The organism is Streptomyces sp. NPDC101194 (assembly GCF_044767885.1).
GTDB lineage: Bacteria > Actinomycetota > Actinomycetes > Streptomycetales > Streptomycetaceae > Streptomyces.
Window position 1 is genome coordinate 167,815 of sequence record NZ_JBIWOS010000005.1, and the last position, 23,832, is coordinate 191,646.

18 protein-coding genes and 1 pseudogene are annotated in these 23,832 nt (G+C 70.3%); 4 read left to right on the forward strand and 15 right to left on the reverse strand.

What is annotated here, in order from left to right:
* Positions 1-53 precede the first annotated feature (53 nt).
* From ACIRP2_RS20685 to ACIRP2_RS20695, 3 genes and pseudogenes are all read right to left on the reverse strand, one after another.
* Positions 54-416 (reverse strand): annotated as a pseudogene (locus ACIRP2_RS20685) (diguanylate phosphodiesterase); the annotation flags it as partial.
* A 174-nt stretch (positions 417-590) separates the two neighbouring features.
* Positions 591-1,964, reverse strand: a complete 1,374-nt coding sequence (locus tag ACIRP2_RS20690; protein ID WP_404252247.1) for an MFS transporter — start codon at positions 1,962-1,964, stop codon at positions 591-593.
* A 79-nt stretch (positions 1,965-2,043) separates the two neighbouring features.
* Positions 2,044-2,838, reverse strand: coding sequence for a 3-hydroxybutyrate dehydrogenase (locus ACIRP2_RS20695; RefSeq protein ID WP_404252249.1), 795 nt, complete (start codon positions 2,836-2,838; stop codon positions 2,044-2,046).
* Between the two features lie 430 nt (positions 2,839-3,268).
* Between ACIRP2_RS20695 and ACIRP2_RS20700 the strand changes: the two genes are divergently transcribed.
* Together ACIRP2_RS20700 and ACIRP2_RS20705 are read left to right on the forward strand one after the other, a co-directional pair.
* Entirely contained in the window at positions 3,269-4,045 is a 777-nt protein-coding gene (locus ACIRP2_RS20700) for a CoA transferase subunit A (RefSeq protein ID WP_404252251.1), read from the forward strand.
* 1 nt (position 4,046) lies between these two features.
* Complete coding sequence (locus ACIRP2_RS20705; RefSeq protein ID WP_404252253.1) at positions 4,047-4,703, forward strand: CoA transferase subunit B; 657 nt, start codon at positions 4,047-4,049, stop codon at positions 4,701-4,703.
* Positions 4,704-5,167: 464 nt separating this feature from the next.
* Here the strand turns inward: ACIRP2_RS20705 and ACIRP2_RS20710 are convergent, their stop codons facing one another.
* The 9 genes from ACIRP2_RS20710 to ACIRP2_RS20750 form a co-directional block, all read right to left on the reverse strand.
* Positions 5,168-6,094 carry a terpene synthase family protein gene (locus tag ACIRP2_RS20710; RefSeq protein WP_404252255.1) on the reverse strand — a complete coding sequence of 309 codons (927 nt, stop codon included), beginning with the start codon at positions 6,092-6,094 and terminating at the stop codon, positions 5,168-5,170.
* 35 nt (positions 6,095-6,129) lie between these two features.
* Positions 6,130-7,509, reverse strand: coding sequence for a cytochrome P450 (locus tag ACIRP2_RS20715; RefSeq protein WP_404252257.1), 1,380 nt, complete (start codon positions 7,507-7,509; stop codon positions 6,130-6,132).
* Complete coding sequence (locus ACIRP2_RS20720) at positions 7,506-9,104, reverse strand: prenyltransferase/squalene oxidase repeat-containing protein (RefSeq protein WP_404252259.1); 1,599 nt, start codon at positions 9,102-9,104, stop codon at positions 7,506-7,508. The genes ACIRP2_RS20715 and ACIRP2_RS20720 overlap by 4 nt, the downstream gene beginning before the upstream one ends.
* A gap of 48 nt (positions 9,105-9,152) precedes the next feature.
* Positions 9,153-10,232: a polyprenyl synthetase family protein gene (locus tag ACIRP2_RS20725; RefSeq protein WP_404252261.1), complete on the reverse strand. Its 1,080-nt coding sequence runs from the start codon at positions 10,230-10,232 to the stop codon at positions 9,153-9,155.
* A 164-nt stretch (positions 10,233-10,396) separates the two neighbouring features.
* Entirely contained in the window at positions 10,397-11,689 is a 1,293-nt protein-coding gene (locus tag ACIRP2_RS20730; protein WP_404252263.1) for a cytochrome P450, read from the reverse strand.
* Complete coding sequence (locus ACIRP2_RS20735; RefSeq protein WP_404252265.1) at positions 11,686-12,306, reverse strand: GTP-binding protein; 621 nt, start codon at positions 12,304-12,306, stop codon at positions 11,686-11,688. Before ACIRP2_RS20735 ends, ACIRP2_RS20730 begins: the two co-directional genes overlap by 4 nt.
* A complete protein-coding gene (locus ACIRP2_RS20740) occupies positions 12,278-12,661 on the reverse strand; it encodes a DUF742 domain-containing protein (RefSeq protein ID WP_376216338.1) in 384 nt (127 codons plus the stop codon). Before ACIRP2_RS20740 ends, ACIRP2_RS20735 begins: the two co-directional genes overlap by 29 nt.
* Positions 12,658-13,095: a roadblock/LC7 domain-containing protein gene (locus ACIRP2_RS20745; RefSeq protein ID WP_404252267.1), complete on the reverse strand. Its 438-nt coding sequence runs from the start codon at positions 13,093-13,095 to the stop codon at positions 12,658-12,660. Before ACIRP2_RS20745 ends, ACIRP2_RS20740 begins: the two co-directional genes overlap by 4 nt.
* Before the next feature lie 5 nt (positions 13,096-13,100).
* Positions 13,101-14,492, reverse strand: a complete 1,392-nt coding sequence (locus ACIRP2_RS20750; RefSeq protein WP_404252269.1) for an ATP-binding protein — start codon at positions 14,490-14,492, stop codon at positions 13,101-13,103.
* Positions 14,493-15,449: 957 nt separating this feature from the next.
* Here ACIRP2_RS20750 and ACIRP2_RS20755 point away from each other — a divergent pair.
* Both ACIRP2_RS20755 and ACIRP2_RS20760 read left to right on the forward strand, forming a co-directional pair.
* Positions 15,450-16,226, forward strand: coding sequence for a hypothetical protein (locus ACIRP2_RS20755; RefSeq protein ID WP_404252271.1), 777 nt, complete (start codon positions 15,450-15,452; stop codon positions 16,224-16,226).
* 144 nt (positions 16,227-16,370) lie between these two features.
* Positions 16,371-16,610 (forward strand): hypothetical protein, encoded by a 240-nt coding sequence (locus ACIRP2_RS20760; protein WP_404252273.1) that lies wholly within the window; start codon positions 16,371-16,373, stop codon positions 16,608-16,610.
* 320 nt (positions 16,611-16,930) lie between these two features.
* Here the strand turns inward: ACIRP2_RS20760 and ACIRP2_RS20765 are convergent, their stop codons facing one another.
* Genes ACIRP2_RS20765 through ACIRP2_RS20775 form a run of 3 tightly spaced genes read right to left on the reverse strand, consistent with a single transcriptional unit; the run spans position 16,931 to position 23,717 of the window.
* Positions 16,931-18,802 (reverse strand): hypothetical protein, encoded by a 1,872-nt coding sequence (locus ACIRP2_RS20765; RefSeq protein WP_404252275.1) that lies wholly within the window; start codon positions 18,800-18,802, stop codon positions 16,931-16,933.
* Positions 18,799-22,566 carry a DUF5682 family protein gene (locus ACIRP2_RS20770; protein WP_404252277.1) on the reverse strand — a complete coding sequence of 1,256 codons (3,768 nt, stop codon included), beginning with the start codon at positions 22,564-22,566 and terminating at the stop codon, positions 18,799-18,801. The genes ACIRP2_RS20765 and ACIRP2_RS20770 overlap by 4 nt, the downstream gene beginning before the upstream one ends.
* A complete protein-coding gene (locus ACIRP2_RS20775; protein WP_404252279.1) occupies positions 22,563-23,717 on the reverse strand; it encodes an AAA family ATPase in 1,155 nt (384 codons plus the stop codon). Before ACIRP2_RS20775 ends, ACIRP2_RS20770 begins: the two co-directional genes overlap by 4 nt.
* Between the last annotated feature and the right edge of the window lie 115 nt (positions 23,718-23,832).

Consider the following 23,832-nt stretch of genomic DNA (forward strand, 5'->3'; position numbering starts at 1 on the left):
ATCCGCACCTGCGACGGCGGCCGGCCATCACGCTCGATGCGCGGCCGGAACGGCTGCTGGAAAGCCGCAGAGACGGAGCCGTCGGTGACGCGCATGAACGTGTCGTGCGCTACGGGGTCGTTGAGGGTCAGATAGGCGACATCGGCGCCCAGCAGGGTTCGTGCCCGCCGGACAATGGTGCGCCGTACGGCGGCCAGGTCCCTCAGGCCGGCCAGGTCGCCTGCGGTGTCGAACAGCGCCACCAGTTCCGCTTCGCGGCGGCGGTACTGGTCGAGTACCTGCCGCACGGCGAGGGCGGCCTCGGTGGTCTCCCCGATCCGGGCCGCCTCCGCCTCGTCCACGCCGTCGGTGCGTCAACGGGCCGGTCGGAGGGCGAGCTCCTCGGCAGGAGCGCAGGCGGCCAGGAGGCAGACCAGGCGTCGCGCGGCCTCTTCGGTGGCCGTTGGTGGCCGGGGCGATGTCCGGGGGTGTGCGCTGCGGTCCGCGGTCGTGGAGCCTCGTCTCGGGCGGGTGTCGTGGGGGGCTGCGCAGCAGGCCCGGTCCGCCGCTTCCTCCAACGGCGGACCGGGCAGCTCATGTGTGCGGCAGGTTCAGGCCGGGTCGCCCGCCGTGACAGCGGGGGCGTGGGCCGCCGCCTCGTCTTCCTCGTCTCGCGAGCGGGCCAGGTCGCGGCCACGGGTCTCCCGGGTGACGGCCACGGTGATGGTGGTGATCACGGCCGCCGCGCAGAGGTAGAGGGAGATGGGGACGGACGATTCGTAGTCCTTGAGGAGCTCGACGGCGATGATCGGGGCGAGGGCACCGGCGAGGATCGAGGCGAGCTGCGAGCCCATCGAGGCGCCGGAGTAGCGGACCTTGGTGTCGAACATCTCGGAGATGAACGCGGCCTGCGGTCCGTACATCGCCCCGTGCAGCAGCAGGCCGACGGTCACAGCCAGGGTGATCACGGGGAACGAGGTGGAGTCGACGAGGCCGAAGAAGACGAACGCCCAGACGGCCATGCCCACGGATCCGAACAGGGTGACCGGTCGTCGGCCGATGCGGTCGGACAACGCGCCCCACGCGGGGATCGTGACGAAGTGGACGGCGGATCCGATCAGGACGGCGTTCAGTGCGGTGCTCTTGGGCAGGTCCAGGTGTGCGGTGACATACACGAGGATGAAGGAGGTGATGATGTAGTAGGAAATGTTCTCGCCGAACCGGGTGCCGATAGCGGACAGGACCTCGCGCCAGCTGCGCCGGAACACCTCGATGACCGGGGCTTTCTCCTTCGCGCCCTGTTCGGCGGCGGCCTCGGCCCTGGCCTGCGCTTCGAGGAACACCGGGGACTCGGACACCGAGACTCGGATCCACAGGCCGATCAGCACGAGGAGCCCGGACAGGAGGAACGGCACGCGCCAGCCCCAGGACTGGAAGGCCGCCTCCGACTGGAATGCGGCCAGCAGCGCCAGCACACCGGTGGCGAGCATGTTGCCGCCGGGAGCACCGGCTTGCGGCCAGGACGCCCAGAAGCCACGGTTCTTGTCGCCACCGTGCTCGGAGACGATGAGGACGGCCCCGCCCCACTCGCCGCCCAGGGCGAAACCCTGGACCAGGCGCAACACGGTCAGCAGGATCGGTGCCCAGACGCCGATGTTGTCGTAGGTGGGCAGCAGGCCCATGGCGAAGGTCGCGCCGCCCATCATCAGGAGGCTGACCACCAGCAGCTTCTTACGCCCGATCTTGTCGCCGAAGTGACCGAAGACGACGCCGCCCAGCGGCCGGGCGGCGAACCCGATGGCATAGGTGACGAAGGCGATGAGCGTGCCCACCAGTGGGTCGGCGCTGGGGAAGAACAGCGTGTTGAAGACGAGGGCGGCGGCGGAGCCGTAGAGGAAGAAGTCGTACCACTCGATGGTGGTGCCGATCAGGCTCGCGGCGACGATGCGGCTGATGCCGCCTCTCGGCATGGTGGTGTCAGACATGGTTTCACCGGTTTCACGAACGGACGGGACGGAGTGGTGCGGGGGCTGCACGAGATGCGTGGCCGGCCGGGGCCGTGGTTCAGCCCGCGGTCCAGCCGCCGTCGAGCGGGAGGGATGCGCCGGTGAGGTAGCCGGTGTGGGCGCCGCACAGCCACAGGACGGCGGCGGCGACCTCTTCCGACTCAAGGAGCCGCTTGACGGGCGAGCGGGCCAGCATGACGTTGGAGAGCACGTCTCCCTCGCTGATGCCGTGCGCGGCGGCCTGATCGCGCAGCTGGCCCTCGACAAGGGGGGTTCGGACGTACCCGGGGTTGACGCAGTTGCTCGTGACTCCGTGCGGGGCGCCCTCGATCGCGGCGACCTTGCTCAGCCCCTCCAGGGCGTGCTTGGCGGCGACATAGGCGGACTTGTAGGCGCTGGCCCGCAGTCCGTGGACGCTGGAGACGTTGACGATCCGGCCCCAGCCCTGCGCGTACATGTGCGGGAGCACGCGGCGCATCAGCAGGAACGGAGCGGTGACCATCACCTTCTGGATCAGCTCGAAGCGCTCCGTCGGAAATTCGGTGAGCGGTGCGACGTGCTGGAGGCCTGCGTTGTTCACCAGGATGTCGACCCGGGACGGGAGAAGGTCGACGGCTCCCCCGTCTGCAAGGTCGACCACATGTGCTGTGCCGCCGGTGATCTCGGCCACTGCCTTCGCAGCCGCGCCGTCCCGGTCGGCCACGTGGACGTCGGCCCCCGCCTGCGCCAGGGCGAGCACACAGGCCTGGCCGATGCCACTGCCGCCGCCGGTCACCAGCGCCGTACGCCCGCTCAGGTCGATCGCCGCCGCGGGCGACGGCAAGGGAACCGGGGTGGGAAACGTGTTCGTCATGGCCGGAGACGTTAGGGAGATCCCCCTGGCTTCTCCCATGTGAGCAGCCGCTATAAAACCTGGCTTTCAGGTGGCGCCCACCGCCGTGAGCCTGACCATCGACAGGCAGGCGGTCTGCCCGCGCGGCTCGCGGCCGGGCACGAGCAGACCGCGCCCGGCTACTACATCGTCGCGGACTCCGGCTGCTCGGCCTGAGCCCCACCCCCGCGGCCCCGGTGGACGAACAGCACCCACCGGGGCCGCGCCACGCCTGCGTCCCCGCCGGGGCCCCACCAACACCAGTGGTAGTCGCCACACAGGAGGGGGGTGATGTGTGGACGGCAGCCATAGTTGTCGCTCCGCCGCCTGCCTAGGCTCGCTGCCCATCGTTGGTCATGGCATCGGCGCCGACCAGCAGGTCGACCCGGTCGCCTGAGAGAAAGGGTTCCGTATGGGTCTGAACAAAACAGTCGCGAGCGCGGCAGAGGCGGTGGCCGACATCTCGGAAGGCGCCTCGCTCGCCGTAGGCGGCTTCGGACTGTGCGGAATACCAGGCACGTTGATCAACGCTCTGTGGCAGAGCGGGGTGAACGACCTCAAGATCGTCTCGAACAACTGCGGCGTCGACGACTGGGGCCTCGGCCTGCTCCTCGCCGCCGGGCAGATCTCCCGCATGACGAGCTCCTATGTGGGCGAGAACAAGGAGTTCGCCCGCCAGTACCTGAGCGGAGAGCTCGAGGTCGAACTCGTCCCCCAAGGAACGCTGGCAGAGCGGCTGCGGGCCGGCGGCGCCGGCATCCCCGCCTTCTACACTCCTGCGGGCACCGGAACCCAGGTCGGCGAGGGCGGACTGCCCTGGCGGTACGCGGCCGACGGGTCGGTAGCCGTCGCCTCCCCCGCCAAGGAGACACGGGAGTTCGACGGGCGCCCGCACCTTCTGGAGCGCAGCATCACGACTGACTTCGCGCTGGTCCGGGCGGCCATCGGCGACCGGCACGGCAACCTCGTCTTCCGCTCCTCGGCCCGCAACTTCAACCCGTTGGCCGCTGTGGCGGGCCGGATCACCATCGCCGAGGTGGACTACCTCGTCGAACCGGGCGAGCTCGATCCCGACGAGGTCCATTTGCCCGGCATCTTCGTCCAACGTGTGGTCCGGGTGACTCCCGGCGACCCCGCGGCGGAGCGGCGCATCGAGCGCCAGACCGTACGACAGGAAGGCGACGCCTGACATGGCCCTCACCCGCAAGCAGATGGCGGCCCGCGCCGCCCGCGAACTGACCGACGGCAGCTACGTCAACCTTGGTATCGGCCTCCCCACTCTCATCCCCAACTACCTGCCGCCCGGCGTCGAGGTCGTTCTTCAGTCCGAGAACGGCATCCTCGGGGTGGGCCCCTACCCGACGGAGGACGAACTCGACGCCGACCTCATCAACGCGGGCAAGGAGACCGTCACCACGCTGCCCGGAGCCTCTTTCTTCGACTCCGCCCTGTCGTTCGGCATGATCCGCGGCGGCCACATCGACGCCGCTGTCCTCGGGGCCATGCAGGTCTCCTCCTCCGGCGATCTCGCCAACTGGATGATCCCCGGCAAGATGGTCAAGGGCATGGGCGGTGCCATGGACCTCGTCCACGGCGCCGGCCAGGTGATCGTCCTGATGGAGCACACCGCCAAGGACGGCAGCCCCAAGCTCGTCGGCGAATGCAGCCTGCCGCTCACCGGCCGTGCCGTCGTCCAGCGCGTCATCACCGACCTCGCCGTCGTCGATGTCACCGGAGACGGATTCCTCCTCGTCGAACTCGCTCCCGGCGTCACCGTCGACGAGGTCCGGGCTGCCACGGCCGCAGAACTGACCGTGTCGGCAGCACTCGACGGCATTTCCATCTGAACGGCCTCTGCACGACGGCTTCCCGGCCGGTCGGCGGCGAATGGATTCAACGGCGAACTGACACATCACGCGGGCAGGGGCCGGTGGTACCTCACTCGGGGACCGTCGTACGGCTGCCTTCGAATCGTCATGTGACGGGAGCCCGACCGGAGTGCCTCAATTGGTCGTGAGGCACAAGGACGTGTTGCGAGTCAGCGGTCTCCGGGCTTCTTGCGCCGCCCCGGCTCAGAGACCGCCGACGCCGCCGAGTGGCTGGCGTCGGCGGTCTCAGCACTTCAGGCCGGTCCGATGCAAACAGCGTCCAGGAGGTGCGGGCACGAAGAAATCACTCGCGCGCGTCTCGGACGTCTGCAGTCCCCAGACGGAGTGGGCGCCGTCCCTCTGCGTCTGTGACGGAGCACAGGATCAACAGAACCGCCCGCGTGATCGATAGGACAAGGCTCCTCAGGCCATGGGTGGCGTGCCTAACCCTGGTAGCGGGCGTGCCCTATGTGCCACACGTAGGAGGCTGCGACTGCTTCCATGGCGTCGGCATGATCCGCGAGTGCTTTCTTGCTGTTGGCGGCGAGTTCGGTGATTCGAAGGCGCGCGGTGGAGGCTTGGTCCTCACACATGCGGGAGGCCAGGCGGAACGCCCCTTCGAGGTCGCACTCACGGTGTCGGATCAGCAGTGTCGGCAGGCTCAGAGGAGTCTGGCCGCCTCGATCTTTCTCCTTCGCATACGAGGCAAGGTCGTTGATCCACCCGGCAAGGTCGGCAACGGCCTTCTCCAACTCCCGCACCGATGCCGAGGTTCGCTGATCCTCGGTGAGTTCGTACCTGAGCACCACTTCCGCAGTCGCCATAACGGTCCGGACGAAGACCGTGTGTGGGCGCATCGCGCAATAGTCGCTCAGGGTGATCTGGTCGGGCCTGCCGAGGTGATGGGCTTCCCAGAGGATGCCGAAGAGGTTGTCCCGCAGGTGCGCGGTGAGCCGCAGGTACTGCGTGGGCGTGGCCCGCTCCCGGAACCGGTGCAGGAGGTTCCGCAGAGCGGCGATGCAGGCGTCGTCACCGGCCGCCGGCTCGTCGTGGCCGGCCAGCAGGTGGACACAGTGACTGATACGGCGGACCAGACGGGCCGTGTCACGGCTTCCTTCGGCCTCGCCGTGTACATCGTCGAACGCGGTGAGCCACAGAAAGAGATCGGCACAGAGGAACACACCGTCCCGGTCCGCCGTGGGCAGGACACGGGCCACTCCCTGGGCCGTGATGTTGCAGAGGGCCTTCGCCTCGCCGGGTGAACCGATCAAGGGGAAGGTCCGGAGCCAGTGAGCGGTCTGCTCCTCGATGTCGTCGGCATACGGGCTGGTCGCGAAGGGGCCGGGGAAAGAGCCTCGGAGATCGGGCATGGGCAGGGTACGCGTGTCCGCGCCGCGGGTGTGGCTCATACGGCTGTCCCCGCGACGGCCCGCTGCCTGGTTTCGGCGACCATACGGGGGTCCGACGGGTGCACGGTGAGCAGCCCGACCGGTTCCACGGTGGCGCCGGGAACGGGCCGCAGCCGCCATCGGGAGGCGATGAACGCCGTGATGACGACCGACTCCGTCCAGGCGAACGCGTCGCCGATGCACATGCGTTTTCCCGACCCGAAGGGGATGAAGGCACCCCTCGGCGGCTGGGGGCGCTCCGGCAGCCAGCGGTCGGGGTCGAAGCGCAGCGGGTCGGGGTACAGGGCCGGGTCCCGGTGCAGTGCGTAGGGACTCCACAGCACCTGCTCCCCCGCGGGCAGGCCGACCTGACCGAGGCGCACGGGTTTGGTGGCCTGTCGGGTCACCAGCCAGCCGGCGTGGTGCAGGCGCAGGGTCTCACTGACCAGTCGACGGGTGAAGGCGAGTTGAGGGACGTGCTCGGCGGTGATCGGGCCCTCTCCGACCACGGAGTCGACCTCCTCGTGAAGCCTGCGCTCCAGCTCGGGGTCGCGGCCCAGCTCGTGGAACAGCCAGGCCAGCATGACTCCCGTCGTCTCGGACCCCGCGGCCAGCAATCCGATGATCTCCGACAGGATCTCGTTGTCGGGCAGTGGCGCACCGGTTTCGTCCCGGGCCTCCAGGAGCAGCGTCACGAGGTCGTCGTGGGCGCCGGGGTTCGCCCGGCGCTCCGCGATGATGTCCGCCACCTCGCTGCGCAGCAGGATGCGGGCGGACTTGAGCCGCCGGTTTCTGCGGGTGGGAAGCCGTTCCAACGAGGACACGGGAACCATGGTGCGCCAGATGGCGGCCGTGAAGACCGTGTCGACGGCGTCGAGGATCGCGCGCGCCCGCTCCTGCTCCGCGCGGAAGGAGCACAGCACCGACATGGCCACGTCCTGGGCCATGAGCCCCATTTCGGTCTTCAGGTCGAGCAGTTCCCCCTCACGCCAGCCCGCGATGGACGGCTCCACCGTTTCGCGCATGGTGGTGACGTACCCGCTGATCTGCTCACGGTGGAAGGCGGGCTGGAGCAGACGGCGCCGATGCAGGTGGGGTCCGCCTTCCGCGACCGGCAGGGCCGACTGGCCGAAGAGCTTCAGCTTCTCGCCCAGCAACCCCTTGGAGAAGGAGCCCGACTTGCTGGTGAGCATCTCGTGGATCAGCTCGTGCGAGTTGACCACGGTCACCTTCTTGGGACCGACCGACATACGGACGATCGGCCCGTAGGTGCGCAGGCGCTCGACGAACTCCAGGCGGTCTCTGAGCAGAGGTACAACGTGTCCGATGACCGGCAGCCGCCCCGGAGCGGTCGGCGGAACGTCCACGTCGGCAGTCACATCTATGTCGGGAGTCACGCGTCCGTCCTTTCCACATCCGCCGTTGTACATGCGGCTGGGCGACGTGTCCGCAGCAACTCCCGCGCGGCGAGCACCTCCGCTTCGATCACTGCAGTGGGCGCATACAGGGTTTTGTCGTGCCAGAGCGCGGGGTGCTGGAGGCCGGAGTCCGAGGCGGCGCGCAGATACGTTTCAGCAAGGTCAAGTGCCCGGGTGTGCTGCGGCTGCGGTGTGAGGGTGGCGGCACTCAGCAGCACTTTGACGGCGTATGCGGTCTCTTCGACGGTGCTGCCCCACACGCCCCAGGAGCCGTCGGCGCGCTGAGTGTCAGTGGTCCACGCGGCGGCCTTCCGGACGGCCCTGACCGCGTGATGACCGCCATGCCGCGCGAGCGCGGTGACGGTGCGCGCGGTCGCGTAGTAGGGGGAGGCATGCCACTTGTCGGTCCAGTGCCCTGCGGGTTGCTGCTGGTCGGTCAGCCATTCGCACAGCTTCGCCGCTCGGGGTCCGTACGTGTGCTCTGCCCTCGGGCAGCGCCGCAGGTGGCTCACGAGGGCCTGGAGGGCGTGGGCGTTCGCGGTGATCGATCCGGTGTCCTCGCCGATGTAGCAGTCGTAGTGGCTGCCGTTGTGGAACAGATCCAGCGGTGCCGGGTCGTACGGCAGGCCGACGAGTGAGGCGACCAGCACCGCCATGGCGGTGTCGTCGGCATCGGTCATGAGGCCGGGCGCACCGCGCACGCCTTGAGGATCGTAGATCTCCTCGGCCCACCCGCGGACAGTGGGAAGAGCGGCAGCGGGTAGGTGGGCGCGAGCCAGCGCGGCGGCGACCCATAGCCGCTCGACCACGCAGAGGGGCGCGGCCTCGGGGAAGAGGCCGCCGTAGCGCTGCGCCACTGCGGTGAGGTCGTCGACGGCCTGAGCAGTAGTGGCAGGTGACTGCGTTGCCCGTGCCGCGGTGGCGGCCGGCGAGCTGCCCAACAGACCTTCGACGTCGGGGACGAGAGACGGCGGTATGTGGCTGTCCATGCCCTCGAACGTGTGGTGAAACTTGACGGGCAGGCTGCCCGCCGACTCGTATCGCCTGGCCACGGAAGCGGGTGTCGCCGCGTGGAAGCCGCCCGGAACCGGCAGCCGGGGGCCACCGAAACCGGGCATGTCCCCGCCGGTCACCAGGGAGTCAAGCTTCCCGTTGATCTTGGCGACCAGGCTGGGTACGAGTATTTCCGCTGCGGCCGTGTCCGGCCACGGGCCCGCCGATGGCAGTGATCGCAGTACGTCGAGGCCTCTGTTCACCGCTGCCGTGAGCCGGCCGGTGACCTCTACGGACGGGGTTCCCCTTCGCAGGACAGCCAGTGCGGCCTCCACCCCGCTGAGTGTCGGCAGAAGCCGGTAGGGCAGCGGCCCCTCCCCCCAACTGCCGTCGGGCGCCTGCTGTTCCAGCAGGTACGTGATCCGCCGTGACTCCTCGGGCAGCCACGGCGCCGCCGAGAGGACGCGGGCTGTCTCGTACAGGGAGGGACGGACGCTTCCCCATCTGTCCTGGTTGACCCTGGCCACCAGGTCGGTGGCTCGTTCGGCGTAGGATGTGCCAATGGGCGTGCTGATGCTCATGGGGCGACTTCCTCCTCGGGGTTCTGGCTGGCGGAGTGCGGCGATGCCTTATGTCTGCCTGGCCGTTGCGTCCAGGGCGAGTCTGCGCAGGGAGGCTGTGGCACTTCGGGGGAAGGGAGCGTTGTCCAGGGCGGCGAGGGCGGCGGCCCGTCGTGTGGTGATCATTTCCTCCACGGTCTGCCGGGCGCCGGTGGAGTTCAGGATCGCGCGGATCGCAGCTGCGTGTTCCTCGTCGAGGTCGCTTCGGCCGACGAGCTCGCGCAGTGTTTTCAGTTCGGCGGTGGAAGCTCGCTGGACCGCGAGCGCCATCAGAACGGTGCCCTTGCCCTCGCGCAGGTCGTCCAGCACTGGTTTGCCCGTTTTGACGGGATCGCCGAAGACCCCGAGCAGGTCGTCCCTCAGCTGAAACGCTTCTCCCAGCGGTATGCCGAAACCGGTGCAGGCATCGAGTACGGGCGGGGCCGCTCCGGCCACTGCCGCCCCTATGTGCAGGGGCCGCTCTATGGTGTATTTAGCCGTTTTGTATCGAATGACGTGCAGTGCGGTATCCACATCGCCGGTCAGGCGGCCGGTGGTCTGCAAGTCCAGGAGCTGGCCGTACATGACCTCGCTCCGCATCTCGGCCACCAGGGGCAGCACCTGGGCCAGCCGCCCCGGGCCGAGATCCGCGGTTCGGAGGAGTTCATCGGACCACACCAGGGCCAGATCGCCGAGAAGGACGGCCGCGCCCAGACCGTGCGCCTCGGCCCGGCTGCCCGGACCGCCGCTGTCGGTATACGCGGTGGCCAGCGCACGGTGGGCGGACGGCTGCCCGCGGCGGATGTCACTGTCGTCCATCACGTCGTCGTGTACCAGGGCGAACACCTGGAAGAGTTCGAGGCTGGCGGCAGCGCGAACGGCAGCAGTCATGTCACCTGTTGCTCCGGCAGCTTGCCATCCGTACAGGCACAGCAGGGACCGAAGTCGTTTTCCGCCGGTCAGGAGTCCGCGTAGGGCAGTGGTCAGGTAGAGCAGTTCGATTCCCGGCGCGGCACGTTCCTTGGTGTCCAGGAATCCGGTCAGAGCCGCGCCCACCTTCTGTCGTAGGGAAGAGAGGTCGGGCAGTGCAGTGGGAAGGGTTTGTGTCACCGGCGGTAGATCCTCTTTCGTTCGAGAACCGTCGTCGCGGTTCCGTTCTTGCAGAGGACGGGCCAACGGACCCGCGTCCCCTCCTCAGGGCTTTGGCGGTGGTGCCGACCGGTTCCCGGGCGACACCACCGCGACGTGACGATCGACGGCAGGTGATAAGGCTTCTACGCCTCAGTGCTGCCTGACGTCGGGGAGAATGGTGTGTCCCGCTCGGGGCGGGAAGGGCTCCGGCTCCAGGGAGTGGCGCCGTTGGCGTCGGGGGTCAGCGGGGTGAATCGTGCCGGCAGCGCAGTGAGCGTCCGGTGGACAGCCCCAGGGCGGTAGGCCAGCTTGTCGGCGGGAACGTCCAGTTCGATGTCCGGCAGGTAGGTCAGGAGCCTCTCGATGGCGGCGGTGGCGATCAGTGTGGCGACGTCACGGGCGGGACATGTATGGGGCCCTGCGGCGAAGGCCAGGTGGGCCTTGTTCCCCGAGCGGTAGCCGTCCGTCGGCATGCCCGAGTGAGGACAGGTGTTGGCGGCGGCGTACGACACCATGACGGGCGAACCTGCGGGGATGCGAGCGCCGTGGAAGGTCACGTCCTTCTTGGGGAAGTGGACGCTGTAGTTGGCCAGCGGCGCGTCGTGCCACAGCGCGTCGTCGATGGCGTGCTGGATGGGCAGGCTCCCGGTGGTCAGGGTGCCGAAATAACGGTCGTCGCTGAGCATGCGGACGAGCGTGTTGGCGATGAGATTGCACAGCGGCTCGTTCCCAGCCCCGAGGGTGATGAGGATCTGGTTGACGGCCTCTTCCTGGCTCAGCCCATTGGGGTGATCGATGAACCAGGAGGTCAAGTCGTGGCCGCGCTGCTCCGCCTTCGTCCTGTACAGAGTGTCGAGGTAGGCGCCGAACGACCGCCCGCCCGCCGCCTGTGTTTCCGGATCGCTGTCCATCATCGCCTCGAGCGCCCACACGAGCCGCGGGCCCTCCTCGTCCGGCATGCCGAACAGAGCATTGAAGACCATCAGCGGCAGCTGCTGCGCGTACTGGCGGACGAGGTCGACGCTCCCGGTATCAGCGAATTCCTGAAGCAGCGTGTCGGCGTACCGGAATGTCAGGACACGTACATCGTTCGGGTCCAGGAGACCGAAGCTGTCCGTGATCACACGTCGCAGGTGCGCGTGTGTCTCGCCGTCGGCGAAGAACAGACTCGGCCGCCACTCCACCAGGGGCCGGATCGGGCTGTCCTCCGGCACCTGCGGCAGCCAGCTCCGGGTGTCCTTGGTCCATGTATCGGTGTCCTGGAGGAGGTCGAGGGCGGCCCGGTAGTCGGTGATCAGGTTGACCACGAGACCGGGGGCCACCTCGGCTACGCCGACCGGTCCCTGCATGCGCAGCAGTTCATAGCTGCGCTGCGGGTTGGCGGCGTGTTCGGCCCCGTGCAGGGACACGGGTGCTTCGGCTGGTGTGAGCGTCACGAGGCTTTGACTCCGGCAACGGATATGGAATGGGCGGTCAGTTGAGCGAGGGCGTGCAGGCCACTGTTCCTCTCTCGTGCATCACAAGTGACCAGTGGTGTCTCTGGGGCGAGGTCGAGCTTCGAACGGATGAGCGCCAGGTCGTATTTGGGTGAGTCGGGGAAGACATTGACAGCGACGGCGTACGGCAAACCGCGCTCCTCAATGAGTTCCATCACTTCCCAGGAGTCCTTGAGCCGCCGGGTGTCGACCAGGACGAGGGCACCGAGCGCTCCGAACGCGATGCCTTCCCACAGAGGAAGGAAGCGGCGCTGCCCGGGAGTTCCGTACAGATACAGAACGATCTTGTCGCCCGGCAGGGTCAGGCGGCCGAAGTCGATGGCGACCGTGGTGGTGGTTTTGTCACGTAGGACATCGTGGCTGAGGTCGTCGGTGGCGACGGCGGCGTTCGTCATGACCTCGTCGGTGTGCAGTGTCGGAATCTGCGACAGCGACTTGACTACGGTCGTCTTGCCGATTCCGAGCGGCCCGGCAACGAGGATCTTGATCCTTCGGTGTTCTCCCTCAGGCAGGTAGACGGGAGACGAGCTAGGCGGCAAGGAGAGCGTGGAGTCCACTCAGAACCTCTTCCAGGACTTCTTTCGACGGTCGGCCATCGTTCGACGCGCGGAGAGCGTCCGGGATTGGAACGGTGGCCTTTAACTGCCCGTCAGTGACGAGTTGTTCGGCAAGTACCAGAGTCACGCTGACCGGGAGGCCGAGGTAGCCGGCCAGTTCGACGACGCTGAGAGATCCGTCGGTAACGAGCTCGACCACGCGCTGGTGCACCGCCGTGTGGAACCTGGCGAGGGGCAGACCGCTGGCGCGCAGGGCAGCCAGCGAATCAAGGGTGCCCGAGAGGCCGGTGCCGGGACTGGTTCCGGTGGCCAGGTAGGCCGGAAGCAGACGTCGCTGTTCCTGACCGCGACTCATGACGTGCCGTCACTGGCGCGGGCGGGAACGGACATTATCTGCTCCCCGAGTTTCATGGCCTGGCGGGCCATGGTGGCCGCGACCACCCCCATGGGCATGTCCTGATCGCCCGCCGCCGCGATCAGGGTGTTGGTTCCTTCGCCGACCGGCATGACCATGTAGATGCCCTGATCATTGTGTGAGGTGACGGTCTTGAGTGGAGTGCTCGGGGGTACTCCCAGAACGGCGTTGGTGGCGGCGCGGGAGGCGGAGTGCAACGCGGCAGTCATCGCGCCGATGCCGTCCGCCTCGTCCTTGGTGAGTTTCTCGGAGGTGGCCTGGACCATCCCGTCGAGAGTCATGGTCAGGGCGTGCCGGACACCAGGGATCTCAGTGATGGGCTTCAGGACCCAGGCGGACGAGCCGGTCATATCGTGGTTTTCAGGCGTGATCACAGCATTTACTCCGAATCGGTGACGGACCGGCCGTCGGTGAGGCCACTTTGGAAATCGCTCCAGAGGGCGCCGGTATCTTCCGGGTCCAAGGGGCGGGGCGCCACGGCGGCGTCGTCATTGGTGGCTGTCGCTGAGAATCGGCGGCGGCGCTGCGGCAGCTCCGCTGCGCCGCTGGGCGCGGACGGGGATGCCGGCGATTCGGCGGCCGCGGGCCGCTTGTGGGCCTGAGGTGCCGCGGCAGGTTGGGGCGCCAGGACCGACGGAGGCATGGCGTTCTCGTCCATCGACATCAGCAAGTTCTCGGGAACTGACACCACAGCGCGCACCCCGCCATAGGGAGAGGAATTGTCGATGGAGACGCGGAGGCCATAGTCGGCGACGAGGCGGCCGATGGCGGCGAAGCCCATGGACGGCGGGTCACCGAGCTCAAGGAGCATCACCTCTTGCCTTTCACCCGATATCAGGCCTCGGCCGCGAGCGAGCGCCTCCGACGTCATACCCTTGCCGGCGTCGTCGATCGTGATGCACACACTGCCGTTGCCGGTCTGGACCAAGGTGACGTCCACCATGAAGTCGTCACGGGAGTGCTCCAGCGCGTTGGCCATCAGCTCGGCGCAGACCACGGCGACAGGCTCGGCTGCGCGCCCGACCACTCCGATGCTGGAAAGACTGTGCCGAGAAACGATGTTGACGCGTTCGAAGCCGCGCAGCCGAGAGGAGGCGCCACTGACGACCTCACCCACATAGGTGTCCTTGCGGACGTGACCCGGCCAGCCTCCGCACACGATGGCGGACCTTTGCGTGAGGCGCAGGTTCTGCTCATTGAGGTGGTCGGATTCAAGCAGGCTCTGCGTCAGACGGGGCGGCGCGCTGAACTCGTGCTGAAGACCCACGATATTCGTCTGCAGCCGGTAGGAAAGAGCCTGAGACTCCTGAGTCGCGCCGCGCAGGGCAGCCCGAGCAGCGGCGTCGATGCGGCGCCGTTCCTTGAGGACGATGCCAGAGACAGCTTCGGGCAGCGCGTCGAGGAGCTGTCCGGCCTCGGACCCCACGAGATTCTTGTGCAGCAGTCCGGGGACCGGGTGATGAGAGCTGATCAGGTGCAGTGCGAGAGCGGGGAGCCGCTGGGAGACCATGTGACGTACTTCGTCGAGAAGCTCCGCCTCGCGAGTACTGACTTCCTGCGTGCGGGAGTCTGCGGTCTGCCTGTTCTGCACCTCGGTGCGGGCGCGGCCCTCGGCAGCCTGCGCACGGGAACTGGCGGCCTGCGCCTCCGCGGACAACTCTCTGCCCCGTCGTATGTGTTTGCGGCGCGAGCGTGCCAGGAGCAGCGCCCAGACTGCTAGGAGAAGGGACAAGACGCCGAGGGCAAGGGCGATTTTTGAGGACAAGGTCACGGAGAGTGGTCCTAGATTTCAGGGTCGAGCCTTCGAAGAACGGCGCAGCGGTTCGCTCCCCTCAAAGGGGGGTGAGCACGGTCTCCGGAGAACTGGCGGACAGAAGTGATGTGTGGCAATGCGTGAACAGTCCGTGGACCGTTCGTGCAGGGCGAAAAGGTGGCATTGCAGACAAACGGCTGCGTGACTGAAACGAGCCCGGTGAATCGCCCGAGCCGGCCAGGGCTCTGACGGCCTGTTCCCCCACGAGGGGCATCGGCCGTCCCGCCCACCTCGCACGCAACCCCCGGCCTCGGAAGCAGTCGCAGGGCGGAGCCCGGTGAATGTGAACGAACAGGTTCATCAGAGCTCCGATGAGGACGGCGAACGCAGGTTCCATCTGGGCCTTCCCGCCATCCCACGCAGTCGACTCGCGGCCTTGCCACTTCCTAACGCGCGGTCAGCTTACTGGAGTTGATCTGTGTACGCAGCGTTGATGGGCCCCGACACCACGAACCGGGTGATCTTTGTATGCCGAGTTCTCGCCGCTCACACAGCGTGGGCGATGGCGCTCTCCGGCAGCGTGCCCGGGTGCGGACTGTGGACGGCGCCGACGTCACCGAGTCGGCGTGACCCGCGCCTACGAGCTGGTGCGTGATAGCGGCTGAGGGTGTGGTGGTCCGTTGGACAGCTGTTGTTCAGGCTGTCGCGGTGCGGTCGGAGACGAGGCCGGCAGTGGCCTGGTAGGTGGCGGGCAGGACGTCTCCGGTGTCCTTCCTCGTCGAGCTGTACGAGTTCGCGGTCGTAGTGGACGGTGATGGAGCCAATAGCAGATGACCCCGAACTGCGGGCCGGGGAGACGTACGCCAGGAACTCGGCGTCCACCTCGCGGCCGACGGCCCGCGTTCGCCCAACCAACACAGCCTTGAGGCCGAGATGGCAAAGTGCTTCACTTGCCCGGTGATCAATGAGACACATATGTTCGATGATCTCGGCCCGGTGATCAGCAGGCATGGGGTGGCCAACCGGAAAAGATGGGAGAATGCCGGCTGGGCACTCGTGATCGGCGTCCCCACCGGCTGTGTGGGCCTGTGGGCCCTGTCCGGCACCGGCGACGGCGAGTCGGCCGGCGGCCGCAAGATGATCGGTGTGCTGATCGGCCTCGGGCTGTCCGGTTTGTTCATCGCGGTGACGCAGGCCGTGCGAGCGGTACGCGGCGGGGCGGCTGAGTACTTCGAGGTGCGAGAACACGGCCTGGTACACGGTTCCCGGCGCGGCAAGGCGGGCTGGCCCTGGGACCAGATAGCCACAGTCACCGTCAAGAGCAGCGAAACGGACAACGCGCTCACCGCGCGGCTCGGCACCGGATACCGCTGTGTCCTCGGCCTCGCCGACGGCAGGCGTGTCCGGTTTGACGGGCTTACCGATCAGCACGGGGAGTTGGGTCTCGTAGTGCTGAACCGCTGCCCGGACGCGACCCGGCTCTCCGGCGACGAGTGGCAACGCAAGACAGGCGGCTGGCTGCTGGCCGGAAGCGCGACATGCCTGGCCGCGATCGGTGCCATGGTCCTCTACATCACGGGCCACCCGGACACCGAGCGGGAGGTCACCGACGCCGGCGGAATGAGTGTGCACCAGGTCGTGCCAGGCATCAGCGACACCGGGATAGCCCTGCTGGTTGTCGGCATGGTGGTCTGCGCCATCGCGGCGGTCACCTTGGTCGCCCTGTTCGTACGCGGCCGGATGCGCCACTGAGAGTCGCGTACCCCGGGTCAATCAGCAGCCGGAAGCCGTCACGGTCAACGAGACAGCCGCTGCAGGCCTGTTGTCCGGTCGGCCAGGCTCCGCAGCCGCCGAGGACGGTGAGTCGCATGCGGCGACCTTACGGCCGGGCCGGATGTGCGTACCAACTCCCCATTCCTCCAATCCGATCTGCTGGATGGCGTCTTCCGGTACCCGGACTTACGCCCGTCCGGCCACCTGTCCGTCGTCCACTCCCACCTCGACTACGAGTACGGGGCGCAGAGCGACATCTTCGACGAGCCGCAGAACGACCTGGACGACGTCGCTGTCCAGAAGACCGCCATCTTCTGGTGCGCGCCGTCCTTTGAGCACTTCGCCCACCGGTTCCGGGCTTGAGAACCGCCCTTGGCGTGCCACCCCACGACGGCAACGCACCACCACTCGATGGGCCCTGATCGCTCAGTGGGGCTGCCGTGGCCCGCGTGCCGCACGGTGACGGCCCGGTCCGACGTGAACCGGGCCGTCACCGTGCGGGCTTCGGCGGTGTCCTGAGCGGCTTGGAGGTGTTGCTGGGACAGGCCGGCGTCCTCGGCGATCCGACCGCATTGTCGGCAGATCAGGTCGCACTCGGTTTCCTCGATGATGCCTCCCCCGTCGCCCGGGACTGCCCGAGTCCACCAGGCCGGCCCGGGCGGCCCGGTGGACTCGGCGGCAGGTCACGACCAGGACGCGGCCACCAGCGAACGTTCCGCGGCCGCCAGGTGCACGGCCGAGGCGAGCCAGGCCCTCGCGTAGGCATCGGCCGAGGGGTCGGCCAGGCGGCCGAAGGCGTCGCGGGGGCGGCGGCCCGCCTCCGTGGTCAAGGCCTGTGCGAGGTGGGCCGCTCCGCCGAGTCCCGCCCGGGTCAGGCGGGCGAAGAGCGAGGCCGCATCCGTCCCGCGGCCGGCCTCAGCCACGGCACGGCGGCCGCCCGCGACGCCCGTCTCCAGCAGGCGCCGGACACGCCACAGCGGTGCCTCCGCCAGCGGGTCGGGACCCGCGGCGACCGGCCCGCAGGCCGCGGGTCCCGCCGCCTCGCGGGGGAAGTGTTCGCCCTGGAGCCGGTCGTAGCCCAGGTCGGCACGGCCTTTCCACGCGTCCGGCAGCCGCAGCGTGGCGGACGCTCCCGGAACCGGCCCGACCGCCAGCGACCGGAGCGTCGCCGCCCGGTCCAGGTCGGGACGGCCGAGCACACGCAGGGCGAGCCCCGGGTGTTCGGCGATCCGGCGCAGGTTGGCGGCGTGCGGCAACTCCGGGTGGGGGTGTGCGGGACGGAGCCGCAGCAGCGGTCCCTCACCGGCGACGCGGACGACGACAGAGTCGCCGGCCGCACCGATCACCTCGACGTCGCAGCCCAGCAGACCCCGCGCCGTACTGCCGGGCCCGCCCGCCTCGGGCGCGCCGTCGGCGAGCACGGCGGCCATCGCCTCCTGCACCGGTCGGGTGAAGAGGGCGGCGACGGGTTCCTCGGACCAGTCCACCCCGCGCAGTGGCGTAGCGCTTACCCCCCGCCCTGCCCCGAGCCGCCCGTCCGCGGAGACGGTGGCGCCGACGATCCGCAGCCCCCCGCGCGCCAGCCCGGCGTGGTCGAGGACGGCACCGCCGAGCGCCACGGACGCGGACCCCGCGCCCTTCACGCGGGCGAGGCCACCGGGGCGCACGTCGGACACGGTGTAACCGGCGCCGTCCGAACCGACCAGGTGCGTGGTCACTCCGCCGTACCCCGTCGCGGACAGCACCGGCTCCCGGCACAGGCCGTACACCCGCAGGCTGCCGCCCTGTTCGTAGAGCCGGCGCGCGGAACCCGCCACCTCCGTGTCGGCCGACCCGGAGGCGAGCAGGGCGGTGCCGGCCAGCAGCTCACGGAAGGCTCCGGTGAGGTCGGCGAGACCCTGTCCCTCACTCCGCTCCCGCGCGGCCCTCAGGCTCCGTACGACTCGCAGCGCGGCCGCCTCGGCCCGCGGCAGCCCGGCCAGCCGCGCAGTGTGGGCGGCTCGGAGGAGCTCGGCCTGCACCACGGCGCCACTCGCCGTGACGCCGGCGGACAGGGCCTCGGCGGCGGCTTCCCACAGCGCCGTGGCGGCAACGACCTGCGCCGCGGTGAGGCCGGCCGGCGTGACCGCCGTGGCCGCAACGTCGGCGGCAAGGGCGGTGGATGCGGCCTCCTCGGGCCCCGCGCCCGTGTCGGAGGCTGCGCCCGAGCCTGCGGCCTCACCCGTACCCGAGTCGTGCCCCCCGCCCGCGTCGCCCTCCCCGTCGGCGATGGGTGCCGCGCCCAGGACCGCGGCCCGGTGCAGGCAGCGCGGGGCCAACAGGCAGGTGCACACGGCCTGTTCCGCGTTCGTGACCGCGCCGGACGGCCCCGGGCGCAGCATGACCGTGGTGTCCTCGCCGAAGTGGACCTCGACCGCCCCGTCGGCCGTGGCGGAGGTATGGTCGGCGCAACCCGAGATCGCCGCGTCGAGTTTCTTGCGCAGCCGTGCGCTGAGCTGCTCCACGGCGTCGGCGAGGACGTCAGGGGCGACGGGAGGCAGGAGTGCGTTGCTCAACGGTGTTCTCCACGGAGGCGGTCGCCCACCCAGCGGGCGAGTTCGAGCGGGCTGAGGGCGGCCACCGGCATACCGGCCGCGACGAGTTGGCGCGCCACGGACACCGAGTAGCGCGGCGTGCCGGTGTCGTCGAGCGCCGCACACCCCAGCAGGTGGGCGCCGGAGGACGCCAGGGCACGCACCTCACCCAGCAGCCCGCCGAGCGGTGCGCCCTCCTCGAAGTCGCTGACCACGACGACGAGCGTGCGGCTCGGCACGGTGATCAGCGAACGTGCGTGCGCGAGACCCGCCGCTATGTGTGTACCGCCGCCGACCCGGACCTCCAGCAGCAGTGACAGCGGATCCTCGACCCGGTCGGTCAGGTCGATCACCTGCGTGGAGAAGGCCAGAAAGTGCGTGGACAGGGTCGGAACCCCGCCGAGGACCGCAGCCGTCAGCGCCGACCAGATCACCGACGCCTCCATCGAGCCGGAGACATCGACGACGAGGACCAGGCGCCAGTCCGCCTCCTTGCTCGCCCGCGTACTGAACAGCGGGCGCTCCGGTACGACGACGAGCCGGCCGTCCTCCGTCCGGCGGGTGTGGGCGAGATTGGCCCGCAGGGTACGGGCGAGATCGAGGCGCCCGCCGGGCCGCCGGGTCGGGCGCGGGGTGGCCAGACCGGTGAGCGCCGGGCGCAGGCGGGTGGCCAGCTCCCGGGACAACTCGTCGACGAGCCGCTTCACCAGCGGACGCAGCCGGGCGAGTTGAGCCTCGGGCATGCCTCCGGCCAGGGACAGCACCGAACCGAGCAGCTCCACGGACGAACGTACCGACGCCGGATCGAGCTGCGCGAGCACATCGGTGCGCCCCGCGTCGGCGGCCTCCGCGAGGACCTCCTCACGTACGTCGGTGCCGAAGAGGGCCTCCAGCTCATGCGCCCACTCCCGCGCGGTGGGGAAGGACGGGTCCTGACCGCCGCCTTGGCCTGGTGCGCCGCCGTCGAGATCCTGGGCGCCTTCGCCGCGCCCGCGGCCGTAGAGCTCGTCCAGGGCGTGGGCGTAGCGGCGCGCGTCGCCGGTGAGCCGTTCCTTGTGGCGACCGAGCAGCAGCCGCCAGCGGTCGGCACGGCCGAGCCGTCGGTCCGCGTCGCCCGTGGCGGCGCCGTTCGCCGCGGGTGGGGGTGCGGGCCGGGGATTGTCGGCCGGATCCGGGCCCGGGTCCGTTCCCGCGTCGGCCTCCGCGCCCGGCAGTCCCATGGCCTTCAGCGCTGCCGATCCGGCCGCGTCGGCGGCCGCCCACAGGGCGAGCAGCTCGGGCGGGGCGTCGAGCGACAGGTCGAGCCGGTCGCCGAGCCGCTCCGTCACGGCGGTGAGCAGCCTGTCGCGCGCGGCCGGGGCCAGCGTGTCGAAGCCGCCGCGCAGGGCCGGGAGCCGGTCGAGGAAGTCCTGGTCGGCCAGCGCGTCAACCCGGTCCATGAGCGCGCCGAGCGCGTCCGGCGACGCCTGGAGCAGGGGCCCGGCGGCCGTGAGCAGCCCGGCAAGACGCTTCGCCAGCGCCCGGCGCGTGTCCGGAGCCGTGGCCCCGTCGATCCAGCCGGCCGCACGCTCGCCCAGCCCGGCCACGTCGTCCAGGTCGAGCAGCACGCGTACGGCCAGGGCCGCGCCTTGGATGAGCGGGGAGCCCGCGGCGACCAGCTCGGCGAGCGCCCGGTCCAGTCGCAGACCCAGATGGCGGGCGGCCGTCCGGTCCGCCAGCGCCACCAGCGCCCCGGCGTCGGCGCCGCTGTCGCTCCCGGCGAGACCGGGCAGGGACCGGACCGCGGCCTCGAGGAGTTCCTCCGTGAGCGCGGCGGCCGTCGTGCGGGCGCCCTGCGTCGTGCCGGGGTAGTGGCCACGCCGCAATCCTTCCAACAGGTCCAGGGCCTGGAGGAGCTCGGGCAGATCGGCGCTGTCGGGCAGCACGGCGGAGGCCTCGCGCAGGCGCGCGTCGACCAGTTCGGGCAGGCAGCAGCGCGCGGCGGCGGACAGCCCGGTGAGGATCTGGGCCGGGGTGGGGCCGCCCTCGGCGGCCTCATGGCGCGCGGTCGCGGCGAGCGTGCCGACGGCGGCCTGGGCCACGGTCACCCCACGCACGCCCGCGAGGTCGAGGCGCGCGGGCACGGACGGCGTCCACGTCATGCGCCACCTGGTGCCGAGCGCCGTGCCGTCGCCCGTGCTCGCCACGTCCAGGGGTTCGCCGTACGAGGCGCCGATCACCAACAGCCGCTGGAGCAGCACTTCTCGGCGGCCGTCCAGCGGCGAACGGAGCGGGTCGAGGCGCAGGTCGCGGCGGTCGGGGTCGTCCGGTCGGGGCAGCCGCAGTTCCGCGAGCTCGGCCTCGACCGAGGGGCCGAGACCGGACCGGGGCGCGTGCGGGCTGATCCGGCCGCGTGCGGTGCCGACGAACACGGCCTCCAGCGCGCGGGCCAGGGCCCGGCCCCGGCCGAGGGGTTCGCCCTGACCGAGGACGGTGGTGACGGCCTCCAGGAGTTCGCCGCGCCCGGGCGCGGGAAGTCCGCGCAGGGCGGCCAGGTCGCAGGCCAGGCGCAGCGTTTCGGCGGCCTCGCCGGTCCCCGCGGTATGACCGCCGCGGCGCATCTCGCGACACACGCCGGTCACCGCGTCGGCAGCCGCCTCCCGGATCCGTTCCGGATCGCCGGCCGCGGTGAGCACCGCCTGCTGCCACAACGGGTCGCGGATTCCGGCCGGGTAGCCGGACCGGGAGTCGAGCAGGTCGAAGGAGTACGCCACGAGGGAGGTCACCGCCGAACCCTCGGTCGCTGCGGCGCCGTCTTCCCCGGCCCTGCCTGCCCCCCAACCCCCTGCCGCTTCCGTGCCGGATCCCCACGTGCGGGGCCCCGCACCGCGCGGCCCGGCCTCGGCCGGGACGACCGCCCGCCCCGCAGCACCGGAGACGCCCGCCGTCCCGCCTTCGGCCTCCGCTCCGGCATCCGCCTCCGTGGACGTGAGCAGCGCGGGTGCGTGGAAGGCGCCGATCACGGCTGCCACCCGGCGCCCGTCCGCCGAGGCAGAGGCGATCACCTGCCGCATCCGTTCCTCCCGCGCCAGGTCGGCGGCAGGTACGACGGCGTCGGTGCGCAGGGCCCAGCCCACGCCCAGTGCGGCTCGGCGCACCGCGTCCGGGGCGCACCCCGGAGCCAGCACCTCCACCGCGCGGTCCCACAGGTCGTCGCCGTCCCGGCCGGTCCCGGCGGCGGCGAGCGCCACGGTGTACGCGCGCCGCAGCCGCGGCGTCCCGCCGACGGGAGCAGGGTCAGGACCGGCGTCGGGACCGGCATCGAGCGCACCTGCGGCACTCGCGGCACCCGAGGGCGCATCCGCCTCGTTCCCGTCCGGCTCGCGCACCGGCCCGAACGCCCCCGCCGACCAGCGCGGGTCACCGAGGGGAAGGTCGCAGCACACGACCTCCGCCCCGTGGCTTCTGGCCCAGCGGACCGCGGCAAGCTCCGGTGAGAAGTCCGCAAACGGGTAGAACGAGAGCCGTCCTCCCTCGCCCGCCCCGGCCAGGGCGACCGGGGCGACGGTTTCGGGGTCCGCCAGATGTTCCAGCCAGGGCTGGAAGTCGATCGGCAGCTCGACGCAGACCACCTCGGCCCGCGCCTCTTCCAGCAGGGCGGGTACCACCGCGGCCAGCGCCGGACTGTGGTGGCGCACTCCCAGCAGGTACGGCGCACGCGATGCGGCCAGTGCGTCCACGGCCGTTCGTGGATCGACAGTCGTCAACGCAGGCTCCCGCGCAGGTCCCAGAGCCGGCGCCACATCGCCGAGCCGTTCTCGGCGCGGCGGCGCACCGGACCGTCCCAGTAGCCCAGCAGCCGTGCGTGATCGGCGGGGTCGTCCTTGCGGACCACGCCGAGCAGATGCCCCGGCAGCAGGTCGAGCACGTCCCCGCCGGGCAGGTAGGCGGCCGCGAGCCCGAGCGACGCCGCCACCTGGACGGCCTCGGCGGTGGACATGACCGTGCCCGGCCGCTCCACGTCCCAGCCCTCGGTGGAACGGCCGGAGCGCAGATCTCGGAAGACGGTGACGAGGGCGTCGAGGACGGCGTCATCGACGGCGAAGGCCGCGCCCGCCCGCTGCACGGCGGCTACAGCCTGGCTGCGTATCAGGACCGCCTCGGCGTCGGCGTCGGCGATCGGGGCGACGGTCTCGAAGTTGAAACGGCGCTTCAGCGCGGCCGACATCTCGGAGACGCCCCGGTCACGCAGGTTGGCGGTGGCGATGACGGTGAAGCCGGGGGCGGCGCGGACGACCGCGTCCTCGGTGGCGGTCAGCTCGGGTACGCTGATCCGCCGGTCCGACAGGATGGAGACGAGTGCGTCCTGCACTTCGGGCAGGCAGCGGGTGATCTCCTCGACCCGCACCACCCTTCCGGCCCGCATGGCGGCGAGGACCGGGGAGTCCACCAGGGCCTGCGGGGTCGGGCCCTGAGCGAGCAGCAGCGCGTAGTTCCAGCCGTAGCGGAACGCGTCCTCGGTGGTGCCCGCCGTGCCCTGCACCGTCAGGGCGCTGGTCCCGCTGACAGCGGCCGCGAGCAGCTCCGACAGCATCGACTTGGCCGTACCGGGCTCGCCGGTGAGCAGCAGCCCGCGCTCTCCGGCGAGGGTGACCACACAGCGTTCGACCAGCGCGCGCTCGCCGACGAACTTCGGGGCGATCACCAGCTTCGACGGCAGACCGGCGCGGCGCCGGGGCAGGGCCAGCTCCACGCCGTCGCTGCCGCAGACGAACGTGACCACCGCGCGAGGGGTGAGCGCCCAGCCGGGCGGCCGCGGGCCGGGGTCCTGGGCGGCGAGGAAGGCGAGTTCGGCGGCGTGGCGCTCCTCGGCCGGCTGGCCCTGCCGGGCGGGTGCGGTCTGTTCGGTCACGGTCATGCGGGTTTCCTTCGTCATGGTTCGACAGGTGTGCGTACAGGTCGGGGGCCGGCGCGGCGCACCCGGGGGCCGGCGCGCCGCGCCGTGCTGACGACGGGTGGCCCGGTCAGCGGCG